The organism is Bradyrhizobium jicamae (assembly GCF_018130215.1).
GTDB lineage: Bacteria > Pseudomonadota > Alphaproteobacteria > Rhizobiales > Xanthobacteraceae > Bradyrhizobium > Bradyrhizobium jicamae_A.
Genome location: NZ_JAFCKQ010000002.1, coordinates 521,185 through 543,940, shown reverse-complemented (window position 1 = coordinate 543,940; position 22,756 = coordinate 521,185). Strand labels below are relative to the sequence as shown.

General features: G+C 64.0%; 19 protein-coding genes. 14 read left to right on the top strand and 5 right to left on the bottom strand.

The window, feature by feature from the left end; translation table 11 throughout:
- Positions 1 to 2 precede the first annotated feature (2 nt).
- Both JQ586_RS05500 and JQ586_RS05495 read left to right on the top strand, forming a co-directional pair.
- A complete protein-coding gene (locus JQ586_RS05500; RefSeq protein ID WP_212393464.1) occupies positions 3 to 1,013 on the top strand; it encodes an amino acid ABC transporter substrate-binding protein in 1,011 nt (336 codons plus the stop codon).
- A gap of 66 nt (positions 1,014 to 1,079) precedes the next feature.
- Positions 1,080 to 1,715 carry an aspartate/glutamate racemase family protein gene (locus JQ586_RS05495; protein WP_212393463.1) on the top strand — a complete coding sequence of 212 codons (636 nt, stop codon included), beginning with the start codon at positions 1,080 to 1,082 and terminating at the stop codon, positions 1,713 to 1,715.
- A 28-nt stretch (positions 1,716 to 1,743) separates the two neighbouring features.
- Here JQ586_RS05495 and JQ586_RS05490 read toward each other — a convergent pair whose 3' ends face one another.
- Positions 1,744 to 3,015, bottom strand: a complete 1,272-nt coding sequence (locus tag JQ586_RS05490) for a tetratricopeptide repeat protein (protein ID WP_212393462.1) — start codon at positions 3,013 to 3,015, stop codon at positions 1,744 to 1,746.
- Between the two features lie 974 nt (positions 3,016 to 3,989).
- Here JQ586_RS05490 and JQ586_RS05485 point away from each other — a divergent pair.
- From JQ586_RS05485 to JQ586_RS05475, 3 genes are read left to right on the top strand one after another with little or no spacing between them, the layout of a single operon-like run.
- On the top strand, positions 3,990 to 5,342 hold the full coding sequence (locus JQ586_RS05485; protein WP_212393461.1) for an efflux RND transporter periplasmic adaptor subunit: 1,353 nt from the start codon (positions 3,990 to 3,992) through the stop codon (positions 5,340 to 5,342).
- Between the two features lie 14 nt (positions 5,343 to 5,356).
- Positions 5,357 to 6,088 carry an ABC transporter ATP-binding protein gene (locus JQ586_RS05480; protein ID WP_212393460.1) on the top strand — a complete coding sequence of 244 codons (732 nt, stop codon included), beginning with the start codon at positions 5,357 to 5,359 and terminating at the stop codon, positions 6,086 to 6,088.
- Positions 6,085 to 7,320, top strand: a complete 1,236-nt coding sequence (locus tag JQ586_RS05475; RefSeq protein ID WP_212393459.1) for an ABC transporter permease — start codon at positions 6,085 to 6,087, stop codon at positions 7,318 to 7,320. Before JQ586_RS05480 ends, JQ586_RS05475 begins: the two co-directional genes overlap by 4 nt.
- A 218-nt stretch (positions 7,321 to 7,538) precedes the next feature.
- Here JQ586_RS05475 and JQ586_RS05470 read toward each other — a convergent pair whose 3' ends face one another.
- Positions 7,539 to 8,873, bottom strand: coding sequence for an MFS transporter (locus JQ586_RS05470; protein WP_212393458.1), 1,335 nt, complete (start codon positions 8,871 to 8,873; stop codon positions 7,539 to 7,541).
- Positions 8,874 to 9,174: 301 nt separating this feature from the next.
- Here JQ586_RS05470 and JQ586_RS05465 point away from each other — a divergent pair, with 301 nt between their 5' ends.
- Positions 9,175 to 10,374 (top strand): multidrug effflux MFS transporter, encoded by a 1,200-nt coding sequence (locus JQ586_RS05465; protein WP_249147347.1) that lies wholly within the window; start codon positions 9,175 to 9,177, stop codon positions 10,372 to 10,374.
- A 103-nt stretch (positions 10,375 to 10,477) separates the two neighbouring features.
- Here the strand turns inward: JQ586_RS05465 and JQ586_RS05460 are convergent, their stop codons facing one another.
- A complete protein-coding gene (locus tag JQ586_RS05460) occupies positions 10,478 to 10,903 on the bottom strand; it encodes a DUF983 domain-containing protein (RefSeq protein ID WP_212393456.1) in 426 nt (141 codons plus the stop codon).
- Positions 10,904 to 11,023: 120 nt separating this feature from the next.
- Here JQ586_RS05460 and JQ586_RS05455 point away from each other — a divergent pair, with 120 nt between their 5' ends.
- From JQ586_RS05455 to JQ586_RS05430, 6 genes are all read left to right on the top strand, one after another.
- On the top strand, positions 11,024 to 12,361 hold the full coding sequence (locus JQ586_RS05455) for a PLP-dependent aminotransferase family protein (RefSeq protein WP_249147288.1): 1,338 nt from the start codon (positions 11,024 to 11,026) through the stop codon (positions 12,359 to 12,361).
- 137 nt (positions 12,362 to 12,498) lie between these two features.
- Positions 12,499 to 13,764, top strand: a complete 1,266-nt coding sequence (locus JQ586_RS05450; RefSeq protein ID WP_409410962.1) for a serine hydrolase domain-containing protein — start codon at positions 12,499 to 12,501, stop codon at positions 13,762 to 13,764.
- A 311-nt stretch (positions 13,765 to 14,075) separates the two neighbouring features.
- A complete protein-coding gene (locus JQ586_RS05445) occupies positions 14,076 to 15,479 on the top strand; it encodes a pilus assembly protein TadG-related protein (RefSeq protein ID WP_212393454.1) in 1,404 nt (467 codons plus the stop codon).
- Positions 15,480 to 15,489: 10 nt separating this feature from the next.
- Positions 15,490 to 16,044: a TadE/TadG family type IV pilus assembly protein gene (locus JQ586_RS05440; protein ID WP_212393453.1), complete on the top strand. Its 555-nt coding sequence runs from the start codon at positions 15,490 to 15,492 to the stop codon at positions 16,042 to 16,044.
- A gap of 10 nt (positions 16,045 to 16,054) precedes the next feature.
- The gene (locus tag JQ586_RS05435) at positions 16,055 to 16,708 is read left to right on the top strand and encodes a TadE/TadG family type IV pilus assembly protein (protein ID WP_212393452.1); all 654 of its coding nucleotides are present in this window, start codon (positions 16,055 to 16,057) and stop codon (positions 16,706 to 16,708) included.
- Between the two features lie 272 nt (positions 16,709 to 16,980).
- Positions 16,981 to 17,988 carry a hypothetical protein gene (locus JQ586_RS05430; RefSeq protein ID WP_212393451.1) on the top strand — a complete coding sequence of 336 codons (1,008 nt, stop codon included), beginning with the start codon at positions 16,981 to 16,983 and terminating at the stop codon, positions 17,986 to 17,988.
- A 100-nt stretch (positions 17,989 to 18,088) separates the two neighbouring features.
- Here JQ586_RS05430 and JQ586_RS05425 read toward each other — a convergent pair whose 3' ends face one another.
- The gene (locus tag JQ586_RS05425) at positions 18,089 to 19,321 is read right to left on the bottom strand and encodes a rhodanese-like domain-containing protein (RefSeq protein WP_212393450.1); all 1,233 of its coding nucleotides are present in this window, start codon (positions 19,319 to 19,321) and stop codon (positions 18,089 to 18,091) included.
- 265 nt (positions 19,322 to 19,586) lie between these two features.
- Between JQ586_RS05425 and glgC the strand changes: the two genes are divergently transcribed.
- Together glgC and glgA are read left to right on the top strand one after the other, a co-directional pair.
- Positions 19,587 to 20,849, top strand: coding sequence for a glucose-1-phosphate adenylyltransferase (glgC, locus tag JQ586_RS05420; RefSeq protein WP_212393449.1), 1,263 nt, complete (start codon positions 19,587 to 19,589; stop codon positions 20,847 to 20,849).
- Positions 20,846 to 22,309: a glycogen synthase GlgA gene (gene glgA, locus JQ586_RS05415; protein ID WP_212393448.1), complete on the top strand. Its 1,464-nt coding sequence runs from the start codon at positions 20,846 to 20,848 to the stop codon at positions 22,307 to 22,309. Before glgC ends, glgA begins: the two co-directional genes overlap by 4 nt.
- A gap of 5 nt (positions 22,310 to 22,314) precedes the next feature.
- On the opposite strand, the gene JQ586_RS05410 is transcribed toward glgA, so the two are convergent.
- The gene (locus JQ586_RS05410) at positions 22,315 to 22,632 is read right to left on the bottom strand and encodes a hypothetical protein (protein ID WP_212393447.1); all 318 of its coding nucleotides are present in this window, start codon (positions 22,630 to 22,632) and stop codon (positions 22,315 to 22,317) included.
- Positions 22,633 to 22,756 lie beyond the last annotated feature (124 nt).

The following is a 22,756-nucleotide window of genomic DNA, read 5'->3' as shown; positions in this document are numbered from 1 at the left end:
GAATGTACAAGGGTATCATCACGGCGACCGTTCTCGCCGCAGGCATCACCGGAGCCAGCGCAGCGACGCTCGACACCGTCAAGCAGCGCGGCACGCTGGTGTGCGGCGTCTCGACCGGCTTTGCCGGCTTCTCGGCCCCGGACTCGCAGGGCAATTTCAAGGGCCTCGACGTCGACTATTGCCGGGCGCTCGCGGCCGGCGTGCTCGGTGATCCCGGCAAGGTGCGCTACGTCGCCCTGACCGCGCAAAACCGCTTCACGGCGCTGCAATCCGGCGAGATCGACGTCCTCTACCGCAACTCGACGCAAACCTACCTGCGCGGCACCACGCTCGGGCTGCGCCAGGGCCCGATCAATTTCTACGACGGCCAGGGTTTCGTGGTGAAGAAGGATACCGGCGTGAAGGACGTCAAGAGCCTCAACGGCGCCACCGTCTGCGTCGCCCAGGGCACCACGCACGAGGTGACGCTCGGCGACTATGGCCGTGCCAACGGCATCGACTGGAAGCCGCTGGTGTTCGACCGCCCCGACACCATGTACCAGGCCTTCTTCGGCGGTCGCTGCGATGCGATGACCCAGGACGCCTCGGCGCTCGCCGGCGCGGTCGCCACCGCGGCGCCGAAGCCCGACGATTACGTCGTGCTGCCGCAGACCATCAGCAAGGAGCCGCTCGGCCCGTTCACCCGCAATGGCGACGAGGTGTGGAGCGACATCATCACCTGGCTGCACTACGGCCTGATCGAGGCCGAAGAGCTCGGCGTCACCCAGGCCAATGTCGAGGAGATGGCGAAGTCGCAGGTGCCCGCGATCCAGCGCCTGCTCGGCGCATCGGGCGATCTCGGCTCGCGGCTCGGCCTCGCCAACACCTGGCTGGTCGGCGCGATCAAGGCCGGCGGCAATTACGGCGAGATCTTCGAGCGCAATGTCGGCAAGGCAAGCCCGCTGAAGCTCGATCGCGGCCTCAACGCCTCCTGGACCAAGGGCGGCCTGATGTACGCGATCCCGTTCAAGTAAGGATGCTCACCCCAACCCTCTCCCCGCCAAGAGCAGGGAGAGGGAGAAGACGCGGCGAGGCTTTCCATGCGCATCACTCTCATCCACGCGTTGAAACACTCGATCGTGCCGATCGAGGCGTCCTTCGCGCGGCTGTGGCCGCAGGCGCAGCTGATGAACCTGCTCGACGACTCGCTCTCCGCCGATCTCGCGCGCGACGGCAAGCTCACCGAGCGGATGACCGAGCGCTTCCTCGCCATGGGCCGCTATGCGGCCTCGACCGGTGCCGACGGCATCCTGTTCACCTGCTCGGCGTTCGGCCCCTGCATCGAGGCGGTCGCGCGCGAGCACGCGCCGATGCCGGTGCTGAAGCCGAACGAGGCGATGATCGAGCAGGCCGTCGCCCAGGGAAAAAGGATCGGCCTGCTCTCGACCTTCCCGCCGACGCTGGTCTCGATGCCGCCGGAGTTTCCTTCGTCGGTGCAACTGGTGCCAAAGCTCGCCGAGGGCGCGCTGGCCGCGCTCGACCGCGGCGATCGCGCCGGGCACGATCGGCTCGTGGTCGAGGCGTCGAAAGACCTGCGCGACTGCGATCTGATCGCGCTCGCCCAGTACAGCATGGCGCCGGCGGCCGAGCGCGTCGCCGAAGCCACCGGCCGACCGGTGCTGACGACGCCCGACAGCGCGGTTGCGAAATTGAAGGCGATGCTCGGGGTCGGTTAACAGCGTGAACCGGCTCGCGGCGGGGCGGTCAGAAGCCGAATAGACGGAGTTGTTGCTTGCTGACCGGGTCGTCCTTGTCGATCGATTGCGCGGTGCGGAAATCGGCAATCGCCTCGGCGCGGCGGCCCAGCGCCTCTGAGGTGAGGCCGCGGTTGTCGTAGGCCTCGACATAGGACGGATTCAACTGGATGGCTTGCGTGTAATCTGCAATCGCATGATTGCGGTCGCCCTTTGCGGCGTAGGCCTTGCCGCGGGAGTTGAAGGAGTTGAAATCCTTCGGGTTGATCGCGATTGCCCGATCATAGTCGCGGATCGCGTCATTGAGCTTGCCCGGGTCCTTGAAAGCCAGGATCCAGTAGGCATTGCCACGATTCCAGTACGTCACGCCGTTCCTTGGATTGATGCCGATCGACTGATCGTAGCCGGCGATCGCGCGGCCATAATCCTTCAAGCCTTCGTAAGCGACACCGAGACAATTGTACCCGCTGGAATTGCCGGGTTCACGCCTGATGACCTCGCTGCAGTCCGGAATGGCTAGATCGTACTGGCGATTATTGCTGTAGGCGACGCCACGCGAGCTGTAGAGCCAGACCAGATTTGGGTCGAGCTTGATCGCCTCGCTGTAATCCGCGATCGCGGGCTCCCATCCGCCCTTTTTCGTGATCAACCTCTTCCTGAACAGCGCCTGGCCTCGCTGGCCAAAACCAAAGGCGTATTTCGGATCGATCGTGACCGCCTCGGTGAGATCGGCGATCGCCTGATCGAATTCGCCCTTCTCCATCAACGCCATGCCATGACGGGTATGGGCCCACGCGTCCCTGGAATCGATCCTGATCGCTTCGGCATGGTCTGCCAGCGCCGCGTCATAGTCATGCAGACCGTAATAGGCGACGCCGCGGTTGTTGTAGGCCCAGCCATTCTTCGGATCGATCCTGATCGCCGCGGTGCAATCGGCTTTGGCCGCGTCGTGGTCTTCCTTGCCCTCGTAAGCCTCGCAGCGATGCGCAAGGGCCCAGGCGTCGTCCGGGCTGAGCCTGACGGCCTCGCTGTAATCGGCAATCGCGCGATCGAAATCCTTGATGTCGAAGAAGCCACGACCGCGGTTCTTGAGGGCCTCGACGCGCGCTGCCACCGCCTCGCCTGCATCGTCGATGATACGGCCGCAAGCCGCGCCCCCGAGGTCGGGCTTGCCGGCGCTGGCGGCGCACGCGTCCCGGTCGGCCGACGTGGCTGACAGCGCCGGCGTCACCACCAGCAGACCCGTGCAAACGAGCAGTCCACGAAAGCCACGCGCTGCCATCTGTTCCTCTCCGACAGGAGCTCCGGCGCGACACGTTCCGACGCGGGGAGTTTAGCCCCAATGACGGACAATCCGCCATCGGCAACCGACGTCCGAGAGGGGGCAAAAGCCGGAAAATGCCAGGCGGGGTGCAGAACGTCCGACAGCGCGGTCACGAAGCTGAAGGCGATGCTCGGGGTCGGTCAGGCCTGTATGCGGATACGCGCGACTGTTGTCCTGATGGCTTGCGAGTGCAGGGCTTGATCTGCGCGAATTCAGAACACACTCACCGCGCAGAGCAATGTTCGACGCCAAGTCGAAAATTACTTCGAAGTTAGTTTCTGACAGAGTCAGCTTCGCTGTCGTGGCTTGTGAGAGCGGCTAAAAAAAAGGGATAGACTGGGACATTCTGCATTGTTCGGTGTTCTATATTCGCGGCGACCAAACCCTTGCCAGCAAGAGGATGGTCAATGCGCGCGCGTGGAGCATCGGCCGATGCTCGCGCTCCGCAATTCAACGAGTAACTGCAACGCGCAAATTCGTCTTTGAAGGAGTACAGAAAGGAGTGCAGAGATGAAGCACGTGTTAGTTTCTCTCGCGATCAGCGCGTGCCTGCTGCTTCCGTCAGCCGGCGCAGTGTTGGGCGCGGGTCCTCCCGCCAAGCCTGCTCAAAATCCCACAACTGGACAGCATGGCTCCAATCACGGCTTTAGCTGTACCAACAGTGGTGCGGGTATCGACACTCCGGGGAATGCCATCGCGGCGCCGGGGTCACCGTTCAATCCAGCCGGACAAGCAGGCAACGTCTATGCGGGAAATCCGGGCACGGCATCGACGGCGCACGCAAACTCGACGGCCGCCGTTTCCCAATATGACGTCGCTTGCTCGCACCAAGCGCCCTAGACTTGGAGAACGGGGGGCTGATTTACCTGCTGTGCCCGAAGCGCTGATGCCCCGGGCAAGCCGGCAATGCGTTGAAACAGGATGATAGCCACATGCGTTTCGTCGGCGTGGCATTTCTGTTGTGCGCCTTGATGGTCGGGCTGGGCTATACCCATGGTCAAGATAGCCCGGTCCCGACCTTCCTCACGGCCCCGGTTGAACGGGGCAGCATCTCGACTTTGGTAAAGGCCAGCGGCACCGTTGAGGCGGTGGTAAACGTTGATGTCAGCTCGCAATTGTCGGGGCAAATCGCAGAGGTGTTCGTTAGTTTCAACGATGGCGTAAGGGCTGGGCAGCCGATCGCGCAAATCGATCAGGAGATCTTTGCCGCCCGCGTCAAGGAAGCAAGAGCCGCCCTGAGAGTGGCGAGAGCCACCGCTCAAGTCGAAAAGGCGGCGCTGGAACGAGCAAAGGTCGCCGTGACGAATGCGCAGACCGCCGAAAAACTGGCGGAAGATCAATCGACTGCGAACAAGGCCAGGCAAGAAGAAGCAGAGAGGGAATTCCGGCGAAAGCTCGCATTGGCAAGCACCGGAAGCGGTACCGAGCGAGACTTGAGCCAGGCGCGCTCTCTGCGCGATGCGGGAGCTGCCGACCTGAACGCCTCTCGCGAGCAAATCCAGATGAAAGCCGAGGCCATTGCGATCGCAGAGGCGGAAAGGAATATGGCCGAGGCCAATCTCGAGAATGCACAAGCCGTTGTCGAGCAGAGGCAGGCGGCCGTCGATCAGGCCGAAGTTGATCTCGATCGTACCGTGCTCCGTGCGCCGATCGACGGAATCATCATCAAGCGGGATGTCAATCCGGGACAAACGGTCGCCGTCAGTCTCGAAGCCAAGACCTTGTTCAAGATTGCGAACGATCTGCGTGAGATGGAAGTCCATGGCAAGATCGACGAGGCCGATGTCGGGCAATTGAAGGTGGGCCAGACGGTCCAGTTCACGGTGGACGCCTATCCTGATCGGACCTTCAACGGGCAGATTCTCCAGATCCGCAAGTCTCCCGAGGTCGTGCAAAACGTCGTCACCTATACGACAATCGTTTCCGCACCAAATCCGGACCTTTTGCTGCTGCCGGGAATGACTGCCCAGCTTCGGATTGTAGTGAGTGAGACTCGCGGGATCCTCAAGATTCCCAACCAGGCGCTGCGCTTCCGGCCGAACGATGCCGGTCCTTCGACGGGTCACCGGAGCACGAACCAGACCGCCTCCTCCGAGGCCGCTGCGACGGCATGGCTGGTCGACGACAGTGGGCGACCGAAGCCGGTCGCAGTGAGACTGGGTGTGAGCGACGACAACAGCACCGAAGTGCTGGAGGGTGCGCTCGCGGAGGACCAGCAAGTGATCATAGGGATCGCGAACTCGCAAAAGCAAAGGGGCTATTTCGGCCTGCGCCTTGGATTTTGAGATGGGATTCCAGGATGCAGCCCCTGGTTCGAACCGTCGGAATTTCAAAAAGCTATCCCTCCGGAGGGACGATCGTTCGCGCGGTATCGAACGTGTCGCTCACAATCGAGCACGGCGAGTTTGTCGCAATTCGGGGGCGGTCGGGTTCGGGAAAGTCGAGCTTGATGAACCTCTTGGGTCTATTGGATCGGCCCGATTCCGGCAGATACGCGCTCGGCGGTCGAGAAGTTGCAAAGCTGAGCGAGGACGGACGCACGGCCGTCAGGAGCCGCGACATCGGATTCATATTCCAGCAGCCGGCCCTTCTGCCGCGGGCAACCGCGCTGGAAAATGTCGAACTTCCCCTTGTTTACGCCGGCGTTCCTCCCTCCAAACGACGTCGCACGGCCAAGGAAGCGCTTGACCGCGTGGGCCTCGCCGACCGCAGTCATCATTGGCCAAGTCAACTCTCGGGAGGAGAGCAGCAGCGGGTTGTCATCGCCCGTGCGACGGTGAACGATCCAGCTCTCATTCTCGCCGACGAGCCGACCGGATCACTGGATAGCGTCACCGGCAACGAGATATTGTCGCTGTTCGAGACTCTTCATCACGATGGGCACACCATCATCGTGGTGACGCACGCCACCGAGGTCGCCGATCGTGCGCGGCGACAGATCACCTTGCACGACGGACGCATCATCAAAGACGCCGCGGCACCAGGCAACAATTTGCTTCCAGCCCCCATCGCCATGGATTCCTTCCCATGAGTCCTCTGGAGAGCTTGCGGATCGCTGTTCGGGCGCTTCGCGCCAACAAACTGCGGAGCGCCTTGACCGTGCTTGGGATCGTCGTCGGCGTCGGAGCTGTCATCTGCATGGTCTCGGTCGGAGCCGGCGCACAAGCGGAAGTTTCCGAGAAGATCCGCACGCTCGGAGCTAACCTCCTGCTCGTCATGCCTGGAGCGAGAGATTCAGGTGGGGCGAGGCTTGAATCGGGAACGCAGCCGACGCTGACGGTAGAGGACGCCGCTTCTATCCGCCGCGAACTCGCGGGTGTGCAGGTCGCGGCTCCGCTGTTGTCGCGTTCGCTCCCGCTGGTGGCCGCAAACAAAAACTGGGTGACGGTGGTGGCCGGAATAAATGCCGACTATCTGGTCGCTCGCGAATGGCAAGTCGCCAGTGGCCGGATCTTTACGAGCGATGAGATCGCATCCGGAGCGAAGGTTGCCATCGTGGGGGCGGTTATCGTCGAGGAGCTCTTCAATGGGGGTTCGGGAGTCGGGGAGACGCTTCGGATCGGCAACGTCCCCTTTACCGTGATTGGCGTGCTGGACAGGAAAGGGTTGGGCGCAGCCGGCCGCAGCCAGGACGATGTCGTGTTCATCCCGCTGTCGGCTGCGAAAAGCCGCGTGCTGGGAGCCGTACGCGGCACGACCCGCGAGGCATTGGATTTCATCTCGGTCAAGGTTTCGGACACGACTGCAATGTCAGATATCGAGCGCGAGGTTGAAGCGCTACTTCGACAGCGGCACCGCATTCGCGGGGATGCGCCCAGCGATTTCAGGATCGAGAATCCAGCGGATGTCCTGTTTGCACGCGGGGCCGCAGTGCGGCTGCTCGCCAGTCTGCTGATTGCGGTGGCTGCAGTCTCGCTGCTCGTTGGCGGCATTAGCATCATGAACATCATGCTGGTTTCGGTAACCGAACGAACCCGCGAAATCGGCTTGCGCATGGCCGTCGGAGCCAGGCGGCGCGATATACGATCGCAATTCCTCATCGAAGCCGCGATCCTGGCGTTGGTCGGAGGACTTGCAGGCGCTTTCTTGGGAGCCGCCGCGGCAGTCGCAATCGCATGGAAAGCTGGCTGGCCAGTCCTGATCAGCCCCTGGGCAATCATTCTGGCTTGTGGGTTTGCCGGGGTCATCGGAATTTCGTTTGGCCTCTATCCGGCCCATCGGGCAGCGCGGCTTGATCCGATTGTAGCACTACACTTCGAATAGGCAGAAGCCCTCACGCATCAGTTGATTGCCCACGCGGTGCACGGGACGTCCGCTCCGCCCTCACAAGCTTCCACGCCCGGATCCAGGTGGTTCAACCGACGCAACCGCCCAGGGTGGACCGGCCCCGCGCGAAGCGCAGCCCGATGACAGGCTTCCGCTTAATCCATCGAGCGAAAGGCGGATCGCGCCTTGCGGCTGATCCGCCCCGCAACCTGCCCTCACCCGCCGCTGTCGTTGAGGTTCAGATCCACGCCTTGCGGATCCCGGATCGTCGACACCGTGATCAGCGAGATCAGCGACAGCACCGCGATGTAGACGCCGACACGCCAGGATTGGCCGTAGGTGCCGATGATCCATTGCGCGATCATGGGCGCGAAGGCCCCGCCGAAGATGGCGCCGAGCGCGTAGCCGATCGAGACGCCGGAATAGCGCACCTTGGCCGGGAACAGCTCGGCATAGAGCGCCGCCTGCGGACCGTAGGACAGCCCGAGCGCGACGGTGAGGCCGACCGCACTGACGAAGAACAGCAGCAGATTCCTGCTGTCGATCAGGAACCACATCGGCACCGCCCACAGCACCATCAGCCCATAGCCGATCTGGAAGCAGCGCACGCGCCCGATCCTGTCGCCGAGGATGCCGCCTGCCAGCGTGAAGACGAACCAGCTCACGGCGGCGAGCGTGCCGATCAGCAGCAGCTGGTCGGACGGCATCTTCAGCGTGTTGGCGCCATAGCTGATGATGAAGGCGATCAGGATGTAGCCGGCCGCATTGTTGGCCATGAAGATCAGCGCCGTGCGCAGGATTTCCTTGGCATGATTGTGCATCAGCTCCTTCAGCGGCGCCGAGGATTCCCGGTGTCGCCGCTGCATCGCCTGGAACACCGGTGATTCCTCGACGGTACGGCGGATCACGATGCCCACCACGATCAGCACGATCGACAGCAGGAACGGGATGCGCCAGCCCCACTCCATCATCGCCTGCTTGCCGAGCGTTGACGTGAGCACCCAGAGCACGCCGGTCGCCAGGATCATGCCGAGCGGCGTACCGATCTGCGGGAACGAGCCGAAGAAGCTGCGCCGGTCGCGAGGGGCCGATTCCACCGCCATCAGCGCCGCGCCACCCCACTCGCCCCCGGCCGAGAAGCCTTGCAGGATGCGGAGCAGGATAAGGAGCGCCGGCGCCCAGGCGCCGATCTGCGCATAGGTCGGCAGCAGCCCGACCAGCGCGGTCGCGGCGCCCATCAGCAGGAGCGTCACGACCAGCATGTTCTTGCGTCCGAAGCGGTCGCCGAGATGGCCGAAAATGATCGCGCCGAGCGGGCGGAACAGGAACGACAGGCCGAGCGTGGCAAACGCCGCGATTTGCGCCAGCAGCGGATCGTTCTTGTTCATCGGCGCGAAGTACAGCGTGCCGAACACCAGGCCCGCGGCCTGCGCGTAGACGAAGAAGTCGTACCACTCGATGGTGGTGCCGACGAGCGTTGCGGTGAGGACCTTGCGCCCCTCATCCGTCAGTTCAGCGCCGCGCGTGCGCGCGGACAGTTCGATGGACATGTGGCCTCCCCGATACCGGTTCTTGTCCGAGGGGCGCCTCATCTGCCGCGCCCTGCCCGGTTCTGGCGGCCCGGATAGCAGAACTCCGCGCGCGGCGCGAGCAAAATAGTTGCACATGCAACGGTATCCGTCGACAATACGGCGGTTCCCGACCAGGCTACCTCACCCGCCACCGATGGGCACCCATCCCAAAACGCCGATTGTGCAGCGCAACAAGACCATTACTATTCAAGACTTCCCAAGAGGTTGCTACGTGTCCGACATCAATGCCGATGCCTGGGTCTCTTCAGGCCACCGCCCGATGGGCTTTCCCGAATTCGTCGTCGTTATCGCATCCATCATGGCGCTGAACCCGCTGGCGATGGACATGATGCTGCCGGCGCTGCCGAACATCCGTTCCGCCTTTGCGATCGCCGACGCCAACCGTCCGCAGATGGTGCTGTCGATCTTCCTGGTCGGCTTCGGGGTCGGCCAGTTCATCATGGGCCCGCTGTCGGACCGCTTCGGCCGCCGCCCGGTGCTGCTCGGCGGCATGACCGTCTACACAATCGCCGGCCTGCTCGCGATCATGGCGCCCTCCTTCGAGACGCTGCTGCTGGCCCGCGCGCTGCAAGGCCTCGGCACCGCCGCGACCCGCGTGATCGCGACCTCGATCGTGCGCGACTGCTACGCCGGCAGGCGCATGGCGAGCGTGATGTCGCTGGCGATGATGGTGTTCATCGCGGTCCCCGTGATCGCGCCGTCATTCGGCCAGGCGGTGATGCTGCTGACGCATTGGCGCGGCATCTTCGTGGTGCTCATGGTCTATGGCGTGATCGCGCTGGCCTGGAGCGCGCTGCGCATGCCGGAGACGCTGCCGGACGAGTTGCGCAAGTCGCTGGCGATCCCGGAGGTGCTCTCGGCGTTCCGCCAGACCGTCACCAACCGCCAGACGCTCGGCTACGCGCTCGCCGCCGGCGGCGTGCAGGGCTCTCTGTTCGCATTCGTGTTCTCCTCGCAGCAGATCTTCACCGAGATCTTCAAGCTCGGACACTACTTCCCGGCCGCCTTCGCGGCCGCCGCCGTCGGCGTCGCGATCGCCGGCTTCCTCAACTCGCGCATCGTCGGCCGCATCGGCATGCGCGTGATCTCGCACGCGGCGCTGACCGGCTTTGCCGTGGTCGCCGCGGTACTGCTCGTCGCGGTGAAGACGCAAACCCTCTCGTTAGCGCTGTTCATGGCGCTGGCGGCGCTGATGATGTTCGCCTTCGGCCTGATGATGGCGAATTTCACCGCGCTTGCCATGGAGCCGCAGGGCAGGATCGCCGGCACCGCCTCCTCGCTCTATGGCACGATCACCACCCTGCTCGGGATCGGCATCGGCACCACGATCGGCCAGGACTATGACGGCACGCTGTTGCCGTTCGCGACCGGCTTCTTCCTCTGCACGCTGGCCGCGCTGGCGGTGGTGCTGGTGACGGAGAAAGGCCGCATGTTCCGGCCGCACCATCACCCGATTTGACGGCCTGTAGCCCGGATCGAGCGAAGCGAAATCCGGGATTCGTCCTGCGGGTAAAGTCTTCCCGGATGCGCTTCGCTCCATCCGGGCCGAATCTGAGACGACCTCAGGCTTCCCGCGGCCGTCCCACGCCGCTCCGTGCCCGCAACGGAACCATTTTCCGCCGCGACGTCGCAAATCCCTCCATGCCGAGCTGCCACTGCAGCCCGACGATTGCGCCCTTGGTCGGTTGCAGCAATCCGAGTGCGCTGAACAGCGTGAACGGCAGCCAGATCGCCAGTTGCAGCCAGGCCGGCGGTGCGTAGGTCATCTCCATCCAGAGCAGCGACGGCACCACGATGTGGCCAACCACCACGATGACGAGATAGGCCGGAAAATCGTCGGCGCGCTGCGGGGTGAAATCCTCGCCGCACACCTCGCAATGATCAGCGACTTTCAGGAAGTGGCCAAACAGATGGCCGCGTCCGCAATTCGGGCACTTCATCGTAAAGCCGCGCCACAGCGCTTTTGGCAGGGAAACCGTGTTTGTCATGGCCGTCATCCTTGACCTGATCCGTTGATCCATACAATATGGATCAAGAGACCTACAATCAAAGACAAACCGCTGGATTGCATGGATTGGATCCCTACAGTTTCGGAGTGGCAGGGCCCGATGTTCCTGCGCATCGTGGATGCGCTGGCCGCTGATATCGCCAGCGGGGCGCTGGTGCGCGGGCAGCGGTTGCCGACCCACCGCGCGCTGGCCACGGCGCTCGACATCGACCTCACCACGGTGACACGCGCTTACGGTGAAGCGCGCCGGCGTGGTCTGCTCGACGCGCGCGTCGGCCAGGGCACGTTCGTCTCGGAGACGACCGCGCGCGCCGCTTCCGACCTGCCCGCGCCCGTCAACATCGACCTGTCGATGAACCTGCCGCCGCAGCCGGTCGAAGCCAATCTCGACCTGCGCATCGCGCAGGGGCTGGCGACGATCCGCGCCGACGCCGGCTTTTCCGCCTATCTCGGCTATGCGCGCCCGGGCGGCACCAGCGAGGAGCGCGAGGTCGCGGCCTCATGGCTGCAACCGCGCGTGCCGCAGGCGTCCGCCGACCGCATCGTGATCTATCCGGGGTCGCAGGCGATCATCTTCAACGCCCTGCTCGCACTGACCTCGCCCGGCGATGTCGTGCTGACGGAAGCCTTGACCTTTCCGGGGGTGAAGGCCGCTGCGGCGCGGCTCGATGTTCGCCTCGTCGGCGTCGCGATGGATGCGGAAGGCGCACGCCCCGACGCGCTCGACGAGGCTTGCCGCAAGCACAGGCCGAAGGCGGTTTATCTGGTGCCGACGCAGCAGAACCCGACCACGGCGACGATGAGCGCGGCCCGACGCAAGGCGATCGCCGACATCATCAGGAAGCGCGGCTGCATCCTGATAGAGGACGATGTCTACGGCCCGCTCGAGCCGCAGGTGGCGCCGATCGCGACCCTGATCCCCGAGCATACCTGGCTCGCGGCGAGCATCGCCAAATGCATCGCGCCGGCGCTCCGCGTCGCCTATCTGCTGGCGCCCGATCCGGCCGCCGAGCAGCGCATGCGCGCCGGCCTGCAGGCCACTATGCAGATGCCGCCGTCGCTGATGGTGGCACTGGTCACGCAATGGCTGCGCTCCGGCATCGCCGGCGAGATCATCCGCGCCATCCGCAACGAGGCGGCAGCCCGCCAGCAACTCGCCACCCGCTTCCTGAAGGGCGTGAGCTATGCGGCGCGGCCGGCCAGCCATCATATCTGGATGCCGCTGCCGAAGCATTTCGACGGCACCGACCTGCTGTCGCATCTGATGCGCAACGGGCTGGCCGTGGTCGGCGAAGACGCCTTCTCGGTAGGCGACGCCGCGCCGCGCGGGCTACGCGTGTCGCTCGGCGCCGCACGCAATCGCGCCGAACTGAGCCAGGCGCTGCAAGTGCTGTCGCGGGCGGTCCGCACGCCGGTTGGCGCCACGCAAATCGTCTGAACTTGAATATCCGTCGCAAAGACGATGACACGAAAATGCTATGTCGCACCTGATGGCCGCGCTAGAGTTCGGCGCGCTTACCATCGGGGCCCCCGTCCATGCCACGCAGATTTCACCCGGCTCGCGAAGCCGCGTCGATTGTCAGGCGCGGATGGCTTGCGATCGGCATGGCGGTCGCGCTCGCCGCAAACCCGACCAGCGCGGCGCGCGCCAACGACGTCCCGCCCCCGCGGCCCGAAAAGCTCGAGCGCATCACCGCGTTCTTCAACGACGAGGTCGACAGCGGGCGGATACCCGGCGCGGCGATCCTGATCCAGCAGCACGGCAAGCCGGTCTATCTGAAGACCTTCGGCTATCGCGACGTCACCACCAGGGCGCCGATGAAGCCGGACACGATCTTCGCGCTGCACTCGATGACGAAGCCGGTCACCAACGTCGCCGCGATGATGCTGGTCGACGAAGGCAGGCTGTCGCCACAGGACCCGCTGTCGAAATACATTCCGGCTTTCGCCGACGTGAAGGTCGGCATCGAGCCGGATGGCGGAAACGACCTGAGCAAGCTGGAACTGGTGCCGCCGGTCCGCCCGGTCAACATCGAAGACCTGATGCGGCACACCTCGGGGATCACCTACGAATATATCGGCGCCGATTGGATCCAGAAGCTGTACCGTGAAGGGCATCTGTTCGACGGCAAGTTCGACAACAAGGACTTTGTCGCGCGGCTGGCCAGGCTGCCGCTGTCGCGGCAGCCTGGCACCATGTGGCGCTACGGTCATTCCACCGACGTGCTGGGACGGGTGATCGAGATCATCTCGGGCAAGACGCTCTATCAATTCGAGAAGGAGCAGATCTTCGATCCGATGCGACTGAAGGACACCGAATACGTGCTCGATCCGGAGACCGAACGGACGCGGCTGGCCGAGCCGCTGCCGTCGGACACCATCCTGATCGACGGCGAGCGCGACCGGCGTGCGCACCCCGAGTGGGAATCCGGTGGCGGAGGGCTGCTCTCGACCATCCTCGACTATGCCCGTTTCGCCCAGATGCTGCTCGACGGCGGCGAACTCGACGGCAAGCGTTATCTCAGTCCGGCCGCCTTCAAGGACATGACGACGGACCATATCGGACCAGGCTCCGGCGTCGGCCGCGACTACTGGTACTTTCCCGGTGACGGGTTTGGTTACGGCTATGGCATCGCGGTGCGCACCGATCCCGGCATAGCCAAGCCGCCTCCGCCCGGCTCGATCGGCGAGCTGAAATGGGACAGCGGCAGCGGCACCTATTTCGGTGTCGATCGGAAGCTCGACATGATCTACATCATGCTGGAGCAGACCCAGAACGAACGCCAGCGTATTACCCCGGCGTTCCGGAAGCTGGTCTACGACGCATTCGCGGCCGACTAGAGTCTGCGACGCGGAAGCCGACCTACCCTAGCTGTCGCCCTCGGGCCGCAAGCAGAAGTGGTCGATCCCGAAAGTGCAATTTTTTCCCGCTCAGCGTTTAGACTTGATTAGGGATGCCGTCTCGATCTCACGGCGACCGAGTTCCCGTCGCCCGGGTTTGCAGTATCCGGGTAAGCATTTTTTTAGAGGCCATCCCGCAAGTTCCATTCTGCCGAGCGTAGGCGGAAGGCTCCTCGATCGCATTCTCCCGTCCTTGCCTATGGAAACCGGAATTGCCGCTGCCGGGACGACCGGCAACTGAGGGACAGGTCATGCCGCGCGTTTGTTTTCGTCGTTTCGCAAGAGATCGCAGGGCGAACGTCGCCGTGATCTTTGCCCTCACGATGGTGCCGACGATCTATGCGCTGGGCCTGGCAATGGACTACACGCAGGCCTTGCGCAAACAGACCCAGCTGGACGCCGCCACCGACGCAGCCGCTATCGCGGCCGTCAGGCCCGCAATGCTGCAGCAAACCGATGCCGTTGCCCAGGCGGCTGCGCTGTCCGTCTTCCAATCGACCGCAAACAACCTTTCCGGCCTGTCATCGATCCCGACGCCGACGATCACCATCACCGATTCCGGACTCTCACGCACGGTCACGGTTTCGTATCAGACCAAGTCCAACAACAACTTTCCGGCCTTCCTTGGCAGCGCGGCCTGGCCGATCAGCGGCTCGTCGACGGCAAAGGCATCGAGCGCGCCCAACATGAACTTCTATCTGCTGATGGACGACTCGCCGTCGATGGGGATCGGAGCGACCCTGACCGACATCAACAATCTCATCGTGGCCACCGCCCCCGCAAAACAGTCAGCCGGATCATCGCAGAATTGCGGCTTCGCCTGTCATGAAACCAATATCAGTCACGACGGCGGGACCAAGGACAACCTTACGATCGCACGCAACAACAGTGTCACCTTGCGGATCGATCTCGTGGTGAATGCCGTCAACCAGCTGCTCAATTCATGGTCGAACTGCCCGCAGACCGGCGTGTCGGGTGGCGTCATGCAGTGCATGTCGTCCCTGAACAACACGACCTATAAAGCGGCGCTTTATACGTTCGACACGGGCTTGAACACGCTCGCGACGCTGACCACCCCGACGAGCGCCGGAACCCAGGTTTCCAACATTGCGCTGATGCCGGTCCTCTACCAGAACTGCGTCACTTCGTCGTCCTGCAACACCGACTATGGCACGAACATCGCCGGCGCGCTCACCAGCCTGAACAACATCATGCCGACCCCGGGCCTTGGCAGCAATACGACGGGAGATACGCCGCAGGAGGTTGTGTTCCTTGTCACCGACGGCGTCGAAGACAAGATCGTCTCGAGCTGCCCCAACGCGAGCTTTGCCTCCAACAGCAGATGCCAGCAGCCGCTCGACACGACGATGTGCACGACCATCAAGAACCGGGGAATCAAGATTGCGATCCTCTACACGGAGTATCTGCAACTTATCAATCTCGGCCCAAGTCAAAATATTACGGACAGCTGGTACATGAGCTGGGTCAACCCCTACGACGGCCCGACCTCCGCAACCGGCAAAATCGCGCAGAATCTCCAGGCGTGTGCTTCGCCCGGCTTCTTTTCGGACGTCACAACCGGCGGCGACATTTCGACGGCGCTGACGAACCTGTTCATCAAGGTCGCTTCAAGCACCGCCAGCCTCACGCAGTAAGAACAGCGCCATGCACGAAGTGAATACATCACGTACAGTGCGCCGCAATCGTCGCGCTGCCTTCATCACGGATCGACGTGGCGCTACCGCGGTCGAGTTCGCGATGGTCGCCGCACCGTTTCTAGCGCTCGTCGTCGCGCTGATTCAGACGTTTGTGGTGTTTTTTGCGCAAGGCGTGCTGGAACAGGTGGTGCAGCAAGCCGGCCGTCAAATCATGACCGGGCAAGTGCAGAATGCGCAAATGACGCAGAGCGCCTTTCAACAGGTCGTTTGCAACCAGACAAAGATCCTCTTCAACTGCAGTGGCTTGATGGTCGACGTGCAGGTTGCCGCGTCATGGTCGTCGACCAATACAACCGCGCCCACGTTGACCTACAACGCCCAGGGGCAGGTCACGAATACCTGGCAATTCAATCCCGGCACCGCGGGCAATATCGTCATCGTCCGGGTGATGTATCTGTGGCCGGTCGTCGGAGGGCCGCTCGCCTTCAGCCTGTCAAATCAACCCAACGGCAGCCGCATGATCATGTCGACTGCCGCGTTCCAGAATGAGCCGTCGTCCTGAAGGTTTGCCAATGACCAGCCTGTCATCTCGCGTGCGCGAACTATGGATCGACGCCAAGGCCATCGCAGCGGTGGAGTTCGCTCTGCTTCTGCCGTTCATGCTGCTGCTCTACATCGGCGGCGTCGAACTCGGCAACGGCATGGCGATCAACGTCAAGGTCACCGAAACGGCACACTCCGTCGCCGACATGATTTCGCAGAACACGCAGGTCAGCGCGGCCCAGGTGCAGAGCATCCTGGCGGCTTCGACGGCAATCATGGCTCCCTATGCCACGACCGGCGGCAGCGGCTCGCTCATCACGGTCACGGTGTCCGGAGTGTCCACGGACAGTAGCGGCAAAACCACCGTACAATGGAGCGAATCGTACAATGGATCGACCGTTTCAACGGGGCGGCCGGTTGGTCAGGTGATGGCCTTGCCCGCTTCGTACAGCGGAGCGGCAAACTATAATACTTCGCTCATTCTGGGCGAAGTCTCCTACGCCTATACACCTAATCTCGGCTTCGCGGTCAAAGGGACCATCACGCTTCAGGACAGCTACTATCTGTTCCCGCGCTGTTCGACGAACAGCCCTGCCAACGCGAGCTTTCCATACTATGACGTCAAGTACACGGCCGCGACGACGTGTACTTGCATCCAGCACCTGCAGCAGAAGATCTGCTAGCGCGCAGTCGAATCCCCGACGGGCATCGCTCTCATCACGACGCGGTCGCAGCACGCGCACCGATGCCGCGCGGCAAGATCCCGCTCCATGCCTACACCTCCCGCCATCGTCGCTTTCCTCACGTTATATACTATCGTATATATCGTTGACGACAAGGCAGGCGGGTGAACAATCCGGTCGGGAACCCTGCAAGACCTGACTAGCCGCCGACCGGCGACGATCGCCTCGACAGTCCTGCCTGGTTGGACCAGGCCCCATCAGGAAACGCGATCATGAAAAAACAAACAGACGACGCGGGATGTCCGCGCGCAAAGGGTGAACTGCTCAAGATCCGTCGCGCATCTGCGCTTGGCGCGGCGGCCATCATCCTCATATCAGGCACATCGGGCGCGGCACGCGCCGAGACGGCCCCTGTCGGCGTTCCCGACAAGAGCTTTCCGGAAAGCGTGACCTCGACATCCGACGGCGCGCTCTATGTCGGCAGCTTCAACCTCGGCGGCGTTACGAGAATCCCGTCCGGCGGCACTCCCGAGCAGCTGGTCAAGCCGGGCGCCGGTGGCAGCCGCTCGACGCTCGGCGTGCTCGCCGACGAGAGAAGCGGCACGCTCTATGTCTGCTCCAACGACATCAGCGGCCTCGGCGTCGCAGGTCCGGGCGACGTCAAGGGCGCCTGGCTGAAGACCTTCGATCTCAAGAGCGGCACGCCCAAGGGCAGCTTCGCGCTTGGTGATCCCAGGTCATTCTGCAACGATATCGTGGTCGGCGGCGACGGCACCGCCTATGTCAGCGATTCCGGCGCACCGATCGTCCATAGCCTCAAGCCCGGTGCCACCGATCTCGCGACCTTTGCCACCGATCCGCAGCTCGCGCCGGCCAAGGACGGTGTCGGGCTCGACGGCATTGCGATCGGCGCCGACGGCAATCTCTATGTCACGACCTTCATTCCCGCAAAACTGTTCCGGGTCGCGGTCAAGGACGGCAAGGCGGGCGCGGTGACCGAACTGAAACCGTCGCGGCCGCTCGATCATGCCGACGCACTGCGCGCGTTCGGCAATGGCTTTCTCATGATCGAGGGCAATGGCAAGCTCGACAAGGTCACGGTCAGGGACGACCAGGCCGAGATCGACACCATCAGGGACGGATTTGACGGGCCGGTGTCCGTGACGCGGATCGGCAACGCCGGCTGGGTTGCCGAAGGCAAGCTGTCCTACATCATCGGCGACAACAAGGGGAAGGACCCCGGCCCGTTCAAGCTGACGCCGGTGGCACTGCCGAAGTAGTGGCCGGCCGACTCAGTGCACCTCTCCCGCCTGCGGGCCCGCAAGCGGGAGAGGGAATGTCATTGCGATGCTGCTGCCACTCAGCCCAAGCCGACATCTGCTAGATCACGTAAAACCCGTGCGTCCCGTCGCGGCGAAGCTGCTCGACGAGGCCGTACTCCCACTCGAGATAGGCCTGCATCGCCTGCTCGGCGGCGTCGGTGCCCTCATAGGGGCGCCGGTAACGCTGCGCCGGATCCGGCTTCGGCAGCACGAGCGGCGGGCCGATGTCGAGCGTGCCGTCATAGCCACCCTCGAGCACGTAGGCTTCCCAGCCCATCTGCGCGAGCCAGGACGCGGTCATGTCGGCGCGGATGCTCCTGTTATCGGTCAGCACGATGCGCGCGCCGCGCACCGGGGCCGCCATGTCGATCTCCTGGACGAGCTGGCCGCCGGCGTAGTGGTGGAAACCGGCAAGGTGACCGGCCGCGTATTCGTCGGCCTCGCGCACGTCGAAGCGATAAAGCGTGCGATGCGTCGCCGCCTCCAGCATGGCGAGGTCGCGCAGGCCGATATGCCTGACGCCGGCACGATAGGCGACGTCGCGCGCCTTGTCGCCGGCACCCTCGAACGGCCCGGATTCGCCGCGCCTGCCGGCGCCGTGCTCGAGACTGTGCCGGGCAAGCGTCCAACCGATCGTCCCGTTGCGCAACGCCCGGACCTTGTTGGGCAGGCCGGCATTGATCAGGGACTGCGTCCCGATGATCGAACGGGTACGGCCGGCGCAGTTGACGATAACAGTGGTGTCGGGATCGGGTGCCGCGCGGCCGGCACGCAGCACCAGCTCGGCGCCGGGCACGCTGACCGAGCCCGGAATGTTCATGGTGGCATATTCGTCGAAACGGCGGACATCGAGGATGGCGATGTTGGCGTTCTCCTCGATCAGGGAGGCGACCTCGTCGGCGCTCAGCGACGGCGTATGCCTGCGCGACTCGACCAGTTCGCCAAAGGCCTTGGCATAGGAATTGACGTCCGCGAATATTTCGTAGCCGGCCAGCCGCCAGCCCTGCAGGCCGTCGGCAAGCGCCCGAACATTGCTGTAGCCGAGCGCCTCGAACTGCCCCTTCGCGGCGGAGACCAGCCCCTCGCCGTCATCATAGAGCACGACCGGCACGTCCTTGCGCGGCAGGCGCAACTCAGCCTCGAGCGCGATCCGCTCCCCCGCCATGTTGGCGGCAAACAACGGATGGCCGGTGGCGAACTGCGCCTCATGCCTGATATCGAGCAGGGCGATCTCCTGGCGCAGCATCAGCGCCGAGCGGACATCCTGGGGCGAGACGGTGGTAGCGGTCATGACATGTGGGCCTGGGCGGAATGCGACGATCGCTTTCCTGTATGCCGAAATGACGCCCCGTCAATGGTCCGCATGATGCGCGCAGCGGTCCCCTGCATGGCCTGCAAGTCTCCACATCTTTAAGAGTCAAGGAACGAAACGCGCGGATGCCGCTTTGCTCATCCGGGCCCGCTTGCTACGTTCCGATCGGCCCCATTGGCGCCCGATCAGACCTTCCGGACAAGAGAAGGTGGTGGGGCCGAACCAGAAGCCCGGGAGGATGACCATGAGAACCGTTGGAAACGAGCCGCTGTCGCGCCATGCCCTCGCCTTCGTTCTGGCCGGCGGGCGCGGCAGCAGGCTGATGGAGCTGACCGACAAGCGCGCCAAACCGGCTGTCTATTTTGGCGGCAAATCCCGCATCATCGACTTCGCCCTATCCAACGCCGTCAATTCCGGCATCCGCCGCATCGCGGTGGCGACGCAATACAAGGCGCACAGCCTGATCCGGCATCTGCAGATGGGCTGGAACTTCTTCCGCCCGGAACGAAACGAGAGCTTCGACATCCTGCCTGCGAGCCAGCGCGTCTCCGAGACGATGTGGTATGTCGGCACGGCAGACGCGGTCTATCAGAACATCGACATCATCGAAGCTCACGGCACCAAGTACATCCTGGTGCTCGCCGGCGACCACGTCTACAAGATGGACTACGAGATCATGCTGAAGCAGCATGTCGAGAGCGGCGCCGATGTCACCGTCGGCTGCCTCGAGATGCCGCGCTCGGAATCCAGCGGCTTCGGCATCATGCATATCGACGAGAAGGGCCTGATCCAGTCCTTCCTGGAGAAGCCCGCCGATCCGCCGCCGATGCCGGGCAAGCCCGACAAGTCGCTCGCCAGCATGGGCATCTACGTCTTCAATTCGGAATTCCTGTTCGACGAACTGCGCCGCGATGCCGCCGATCCGAACTCGGCCCACGATTTCGGCAAGGACATCATCCCCCATATCGTGAAGCACGGCCGCGCGATCGCGCATCAGTTCAACGATTCCTGCGTCCGCTCCGGCGACGATCCCCGCGCCTATTGGCGCGATGCCGGCACGGTCGACGCATATTGGGGCGCCAACATCGACCTCACCGACGTCGTGCCGGAGCTCGACCTCTACGACCGCGCCTGGCCGATCTGGACCTATGCCGAGATCACGCCGCCGGCCAAATTCGTCCATGACGAGGACGGAAGGCGCGGACACGCAGTCACCTCGCTGGTGTCGGGCGCCTGCATCATCTCGGGCGCGGCGCTGCGCCGCTCTCTGCTGTTCACCGGCGTGCATGTCAATTCATACGCCTATGTCGAGAACGCGGTGATCATGCCCTATGTCGATGTCGGCCGCGGTGCGCGGCTGAAGAACGTCGTGATCGACCGCGGCGTCAGGATTCCGGAAGGCCTGGTGGTCGGCGAGGATCCCGAGCTCGACGGCCAACGCTTCCGCAGGACGGAGCAGGGCATTTCGCTGATCACGCAGCCGATGATCGACAGGCTCGGCACATGACGCCAATCCGCGTCCTCGCGGTCGCCTCGGAAATCTACCCGATCGTCAAGACCGGCGGCCTCGCCGACGTGGCCGGTGCGCTGCCGGCGGCGCTGAAGGAGCACGGCGTCGCGACGCGCACGCTGGTGCCCGGCTATCCCGACGTGCTCAAGGCGCTGCCCGCGGCGGAGACGCTGCTGCAGTGGCCTGAATTCTACGGCGGCCCGATCCGCGTGCTCGGCGGCACGCATGACGGCCTCGATCTGTTCGCGCTCGACGCGCCGCATCTGTTCGCGCGCCCCGGTAATCCCTATGTCGGGCCCGACGGCCGCGACTGGCCCGACAACGGCGTCCGCTTTGCGGCACTGTCGCGAATGGCGGCCGAGATCGGCCAGGGTACGCTTCCATCCTTCGTGCCCCACGTCGTGCATGCGCATGACTGGCAGGCCGGGCTGGTGCCGGCCTATCTGCATTACGGCCGCCAGCCGCGACCCGGCACCGTGATGACCGTGCACAACCTCGCCTATCAGGGGCAGTTCTCGCCTGACATGCTCGCGACGTTCGGTCTGCCGCAGGATGCCTACGCGATCCGCGGCGTCGAGTATTACGGCACGATCAGCCTGCTCAAGGCCGGCCTGCAATTCGCCGACCGCATCACGACGGTGTCCCCGACCTATGCGCGCGAGATCCAGGGCGACGATGGCGGCATGGGGCTCGGCGGCCTGTTGCGTGAGCGCGCCGGCGTACTCCGCGGGATCCTCAACGGCATCGACCTGTCGGTGTGGAATCCGGAGACCGATCCGCATATCGCCGCGCGCTACGGCGCGTCTCACCTCGCGACGCGCGCGGCCAACAAGGCGGCGTTGCAACGGCGCTTCGGGCTCGAGCCGTCCGGAGAGGCGCTGCTGCTCGGCGTCGTCAGCCGGCTGTCCTGGCAGAAGGGCCTCGATCTCATGCTCGAGACCATTCCGACGCTGCTGAGCGAAGGCATGCAGCTCGCCCTGCTCGGCAGCGGCGATCGCGACCTGCAGGATCGCTATTCCGCGCTGGTGCAGGCCCATCCGGGCCGGATCGGTGTCGTGATCGGCTATGACGAGGCACTGGCGCATCTGATCCAGGCGGGCGCCGATGCGCTCGCGGTGCCGTCGCGCTTCGAGCCCTGCGGCCTCACCCAGCTCTGCGCGCTGCGCTATGGCGCGGTGCCTGTTGTCTCCGACGTCGGCGGCCTTGCGGACACTGTGCTCGATGTCGACGAGGTAGCCATGGAAGGCGGGGCCGCGACCGGCGTCAAGTTCGCGCCTGTGACCGCAGAGGCGCTTGCCCATGCGCTGCGCAAGGCGAACCTGTTGTTCAACGACGACGTGACCTGGCGCCGGCTGCAGCATGCCGGCATGACGACCGACGTGTCCTGGAACAATCGTGCCGGCCAGTATGCCGCGCTCTATCGCGACCTGATCGCGGCGCGGCAGGCGGCGCAGTAGCGCGATCAGTGCAGGAGATCGCAGGTCGCGACGCGGTTGATGTCGGCGAGGCGCCGCTCGGCATTGCCCCGCAGATCGAGGCTCGCGACGAGATCGAGCAGCCGGCCATAGGCGCGATCGGCGACCGCGACCGGCAGTGGCTCCTCGTCGAAAGCCTCGATGTAGCTGCCGACGAGACCGCTCAGCAGCCGGCACACGGCCCGTTGCCCGGGGTCGTCGCTGCTCAAGGTCTCGAGTTTCTGCTGGAAAGTCCTGAAGGTCCGCAGCCCGTGGTGCTGTCGCGCGAGCCACGCATGCAAATCGGACGTCACGAGTTCGGTCATGTCAGCCTCTTCGAAATGGAGAAGAAGCTACCGGCTTGTATAGCCGACGACAGCGCCGCGCCATCGCTATTTTCGCATCCCTGTCAGGCGTTCAGACCGCCGCTGCATCGACTCGGCATGGACC

Coding starts and splice junctions, on each gene's coding strand:
- JQ586_RS05500 (WP_212393464.1), top strand. CDS start 3: ATGTACAAGGGTATCATCACGGCGACCGTTCTCGCCGCAGGCATCACC.
- JQ586_RS05495 (WP_212393463.1), top strand. CDS start 1,080: ATGCGCATCACTCTCATCCACGCGTTGAAACACTCGATCGTGCCGATC.
- JQ586_RS05490 (WP_212393462.1), bottom strand. CDS start 3,015: ATGGCAGCGCGTGGCTTTCGTGGACTGCTCGTTTGCACGGGTCTGCTG.
- JQ586_RS05485 (WP_212393461.1), top strand. CDS start 3,990: ATGCGTTTCGTCGGCGTGGCATTTCTGTTGTGCGCCTTGATGGTCGGG.
- JQ586_RS05480 (WP_212393460.1), top strand. CDS start 5,357: ATGCAGCCCCTGGTTCGAACCGTCGGAATTTCAAAAAGCTATCCCTCC.
- JQ586_RS05475 (WP_212393459.1), top strand. CDS start 6,085: ATGAGTCCTCTGGAGAGCTTGCGGATCGCTGTTCGGGCGCTTCGCGCC.
- JQ586_RS05470 (WP_212393458.1), bottom strand. CDS start 8,873: ATGTCCATCGAACTGTCCGCGCGCACGCGCGGCGCTGAACTGACGGAT.
- JQ586_RS05465 (WP_249147347.1), top strand. CDS start 9,175: ATGGGCTTTCCCGAATTCGTCGTCGTTATCGCATCCATCATGGCGCTG.
- JQ586_RS05460 (WP_212393456.1), bottom strand. CDS start 10,903: ATGACAAACACGGTTTCCCTGCCAAAAGCGCTGTGGCGCGGCTTTACG.
- JQ586_RS05455 (WP_249147288.1), top strand. CDS start 11,024: ATGTTCCTGCGCATCGTGGATGCGCTGGCCGCTGATATCGCCAGCGGG.
- JQ586_RS05445 (WP_212393454.1), top strand. CDS start 14,076: ATGCCGCGCGTTTGTTTTCGTCGTTTCGCAAGAGATCGCAGGGCGAAC.
- JQ586_RS05440 (WP_212393453.1), top strand. CDS start 15,490: ATGCACGAAGTGAATACATCACGTACAGTGCGCCGCAATCGTCGCGCT.
- JQ586_RS05435 (WP_212393452.1), top strand. CDS start 16,055: ATGACCAGCCTGTCATCTCGCGTGCGCGAACTATGGATCGACGCCAAG.
- JQ586_RS05430 (WP_212393451.1), top strand. CDS start 16,981: ATGAAAAAACAAACAGACGACGCGGGATGTCCGCGCGCAAAGGGTGAA.
- JQ586_RS05425 (WP_212393450.1), bottom strand. CDS start 19,321: ATGACCGCTACCACCGTCTCGCCCCAGGATGTCCGCTCGGCGCTGATG.
- glgC (WP_212393449.1), top strand. CDS start 19,587: ATGAGAACCGTTGGAAACGAGCCGCTGTCGCGCCATGCCCTCGCCTTC.
- glgA (WP_212393448.1), top strand. CDS start 20,846: ATGACGCCAATCCGCGTCCTCGCGGTCGCCTCGGAAATCTACCCGATC.
- JQ586_RS05410 (WP_212393447.1), bottom strand. CDS start 22,632: ATGACCGAACTCGTGACGTCCGATTTGCATGCGTGGCTCGCGCGACAG.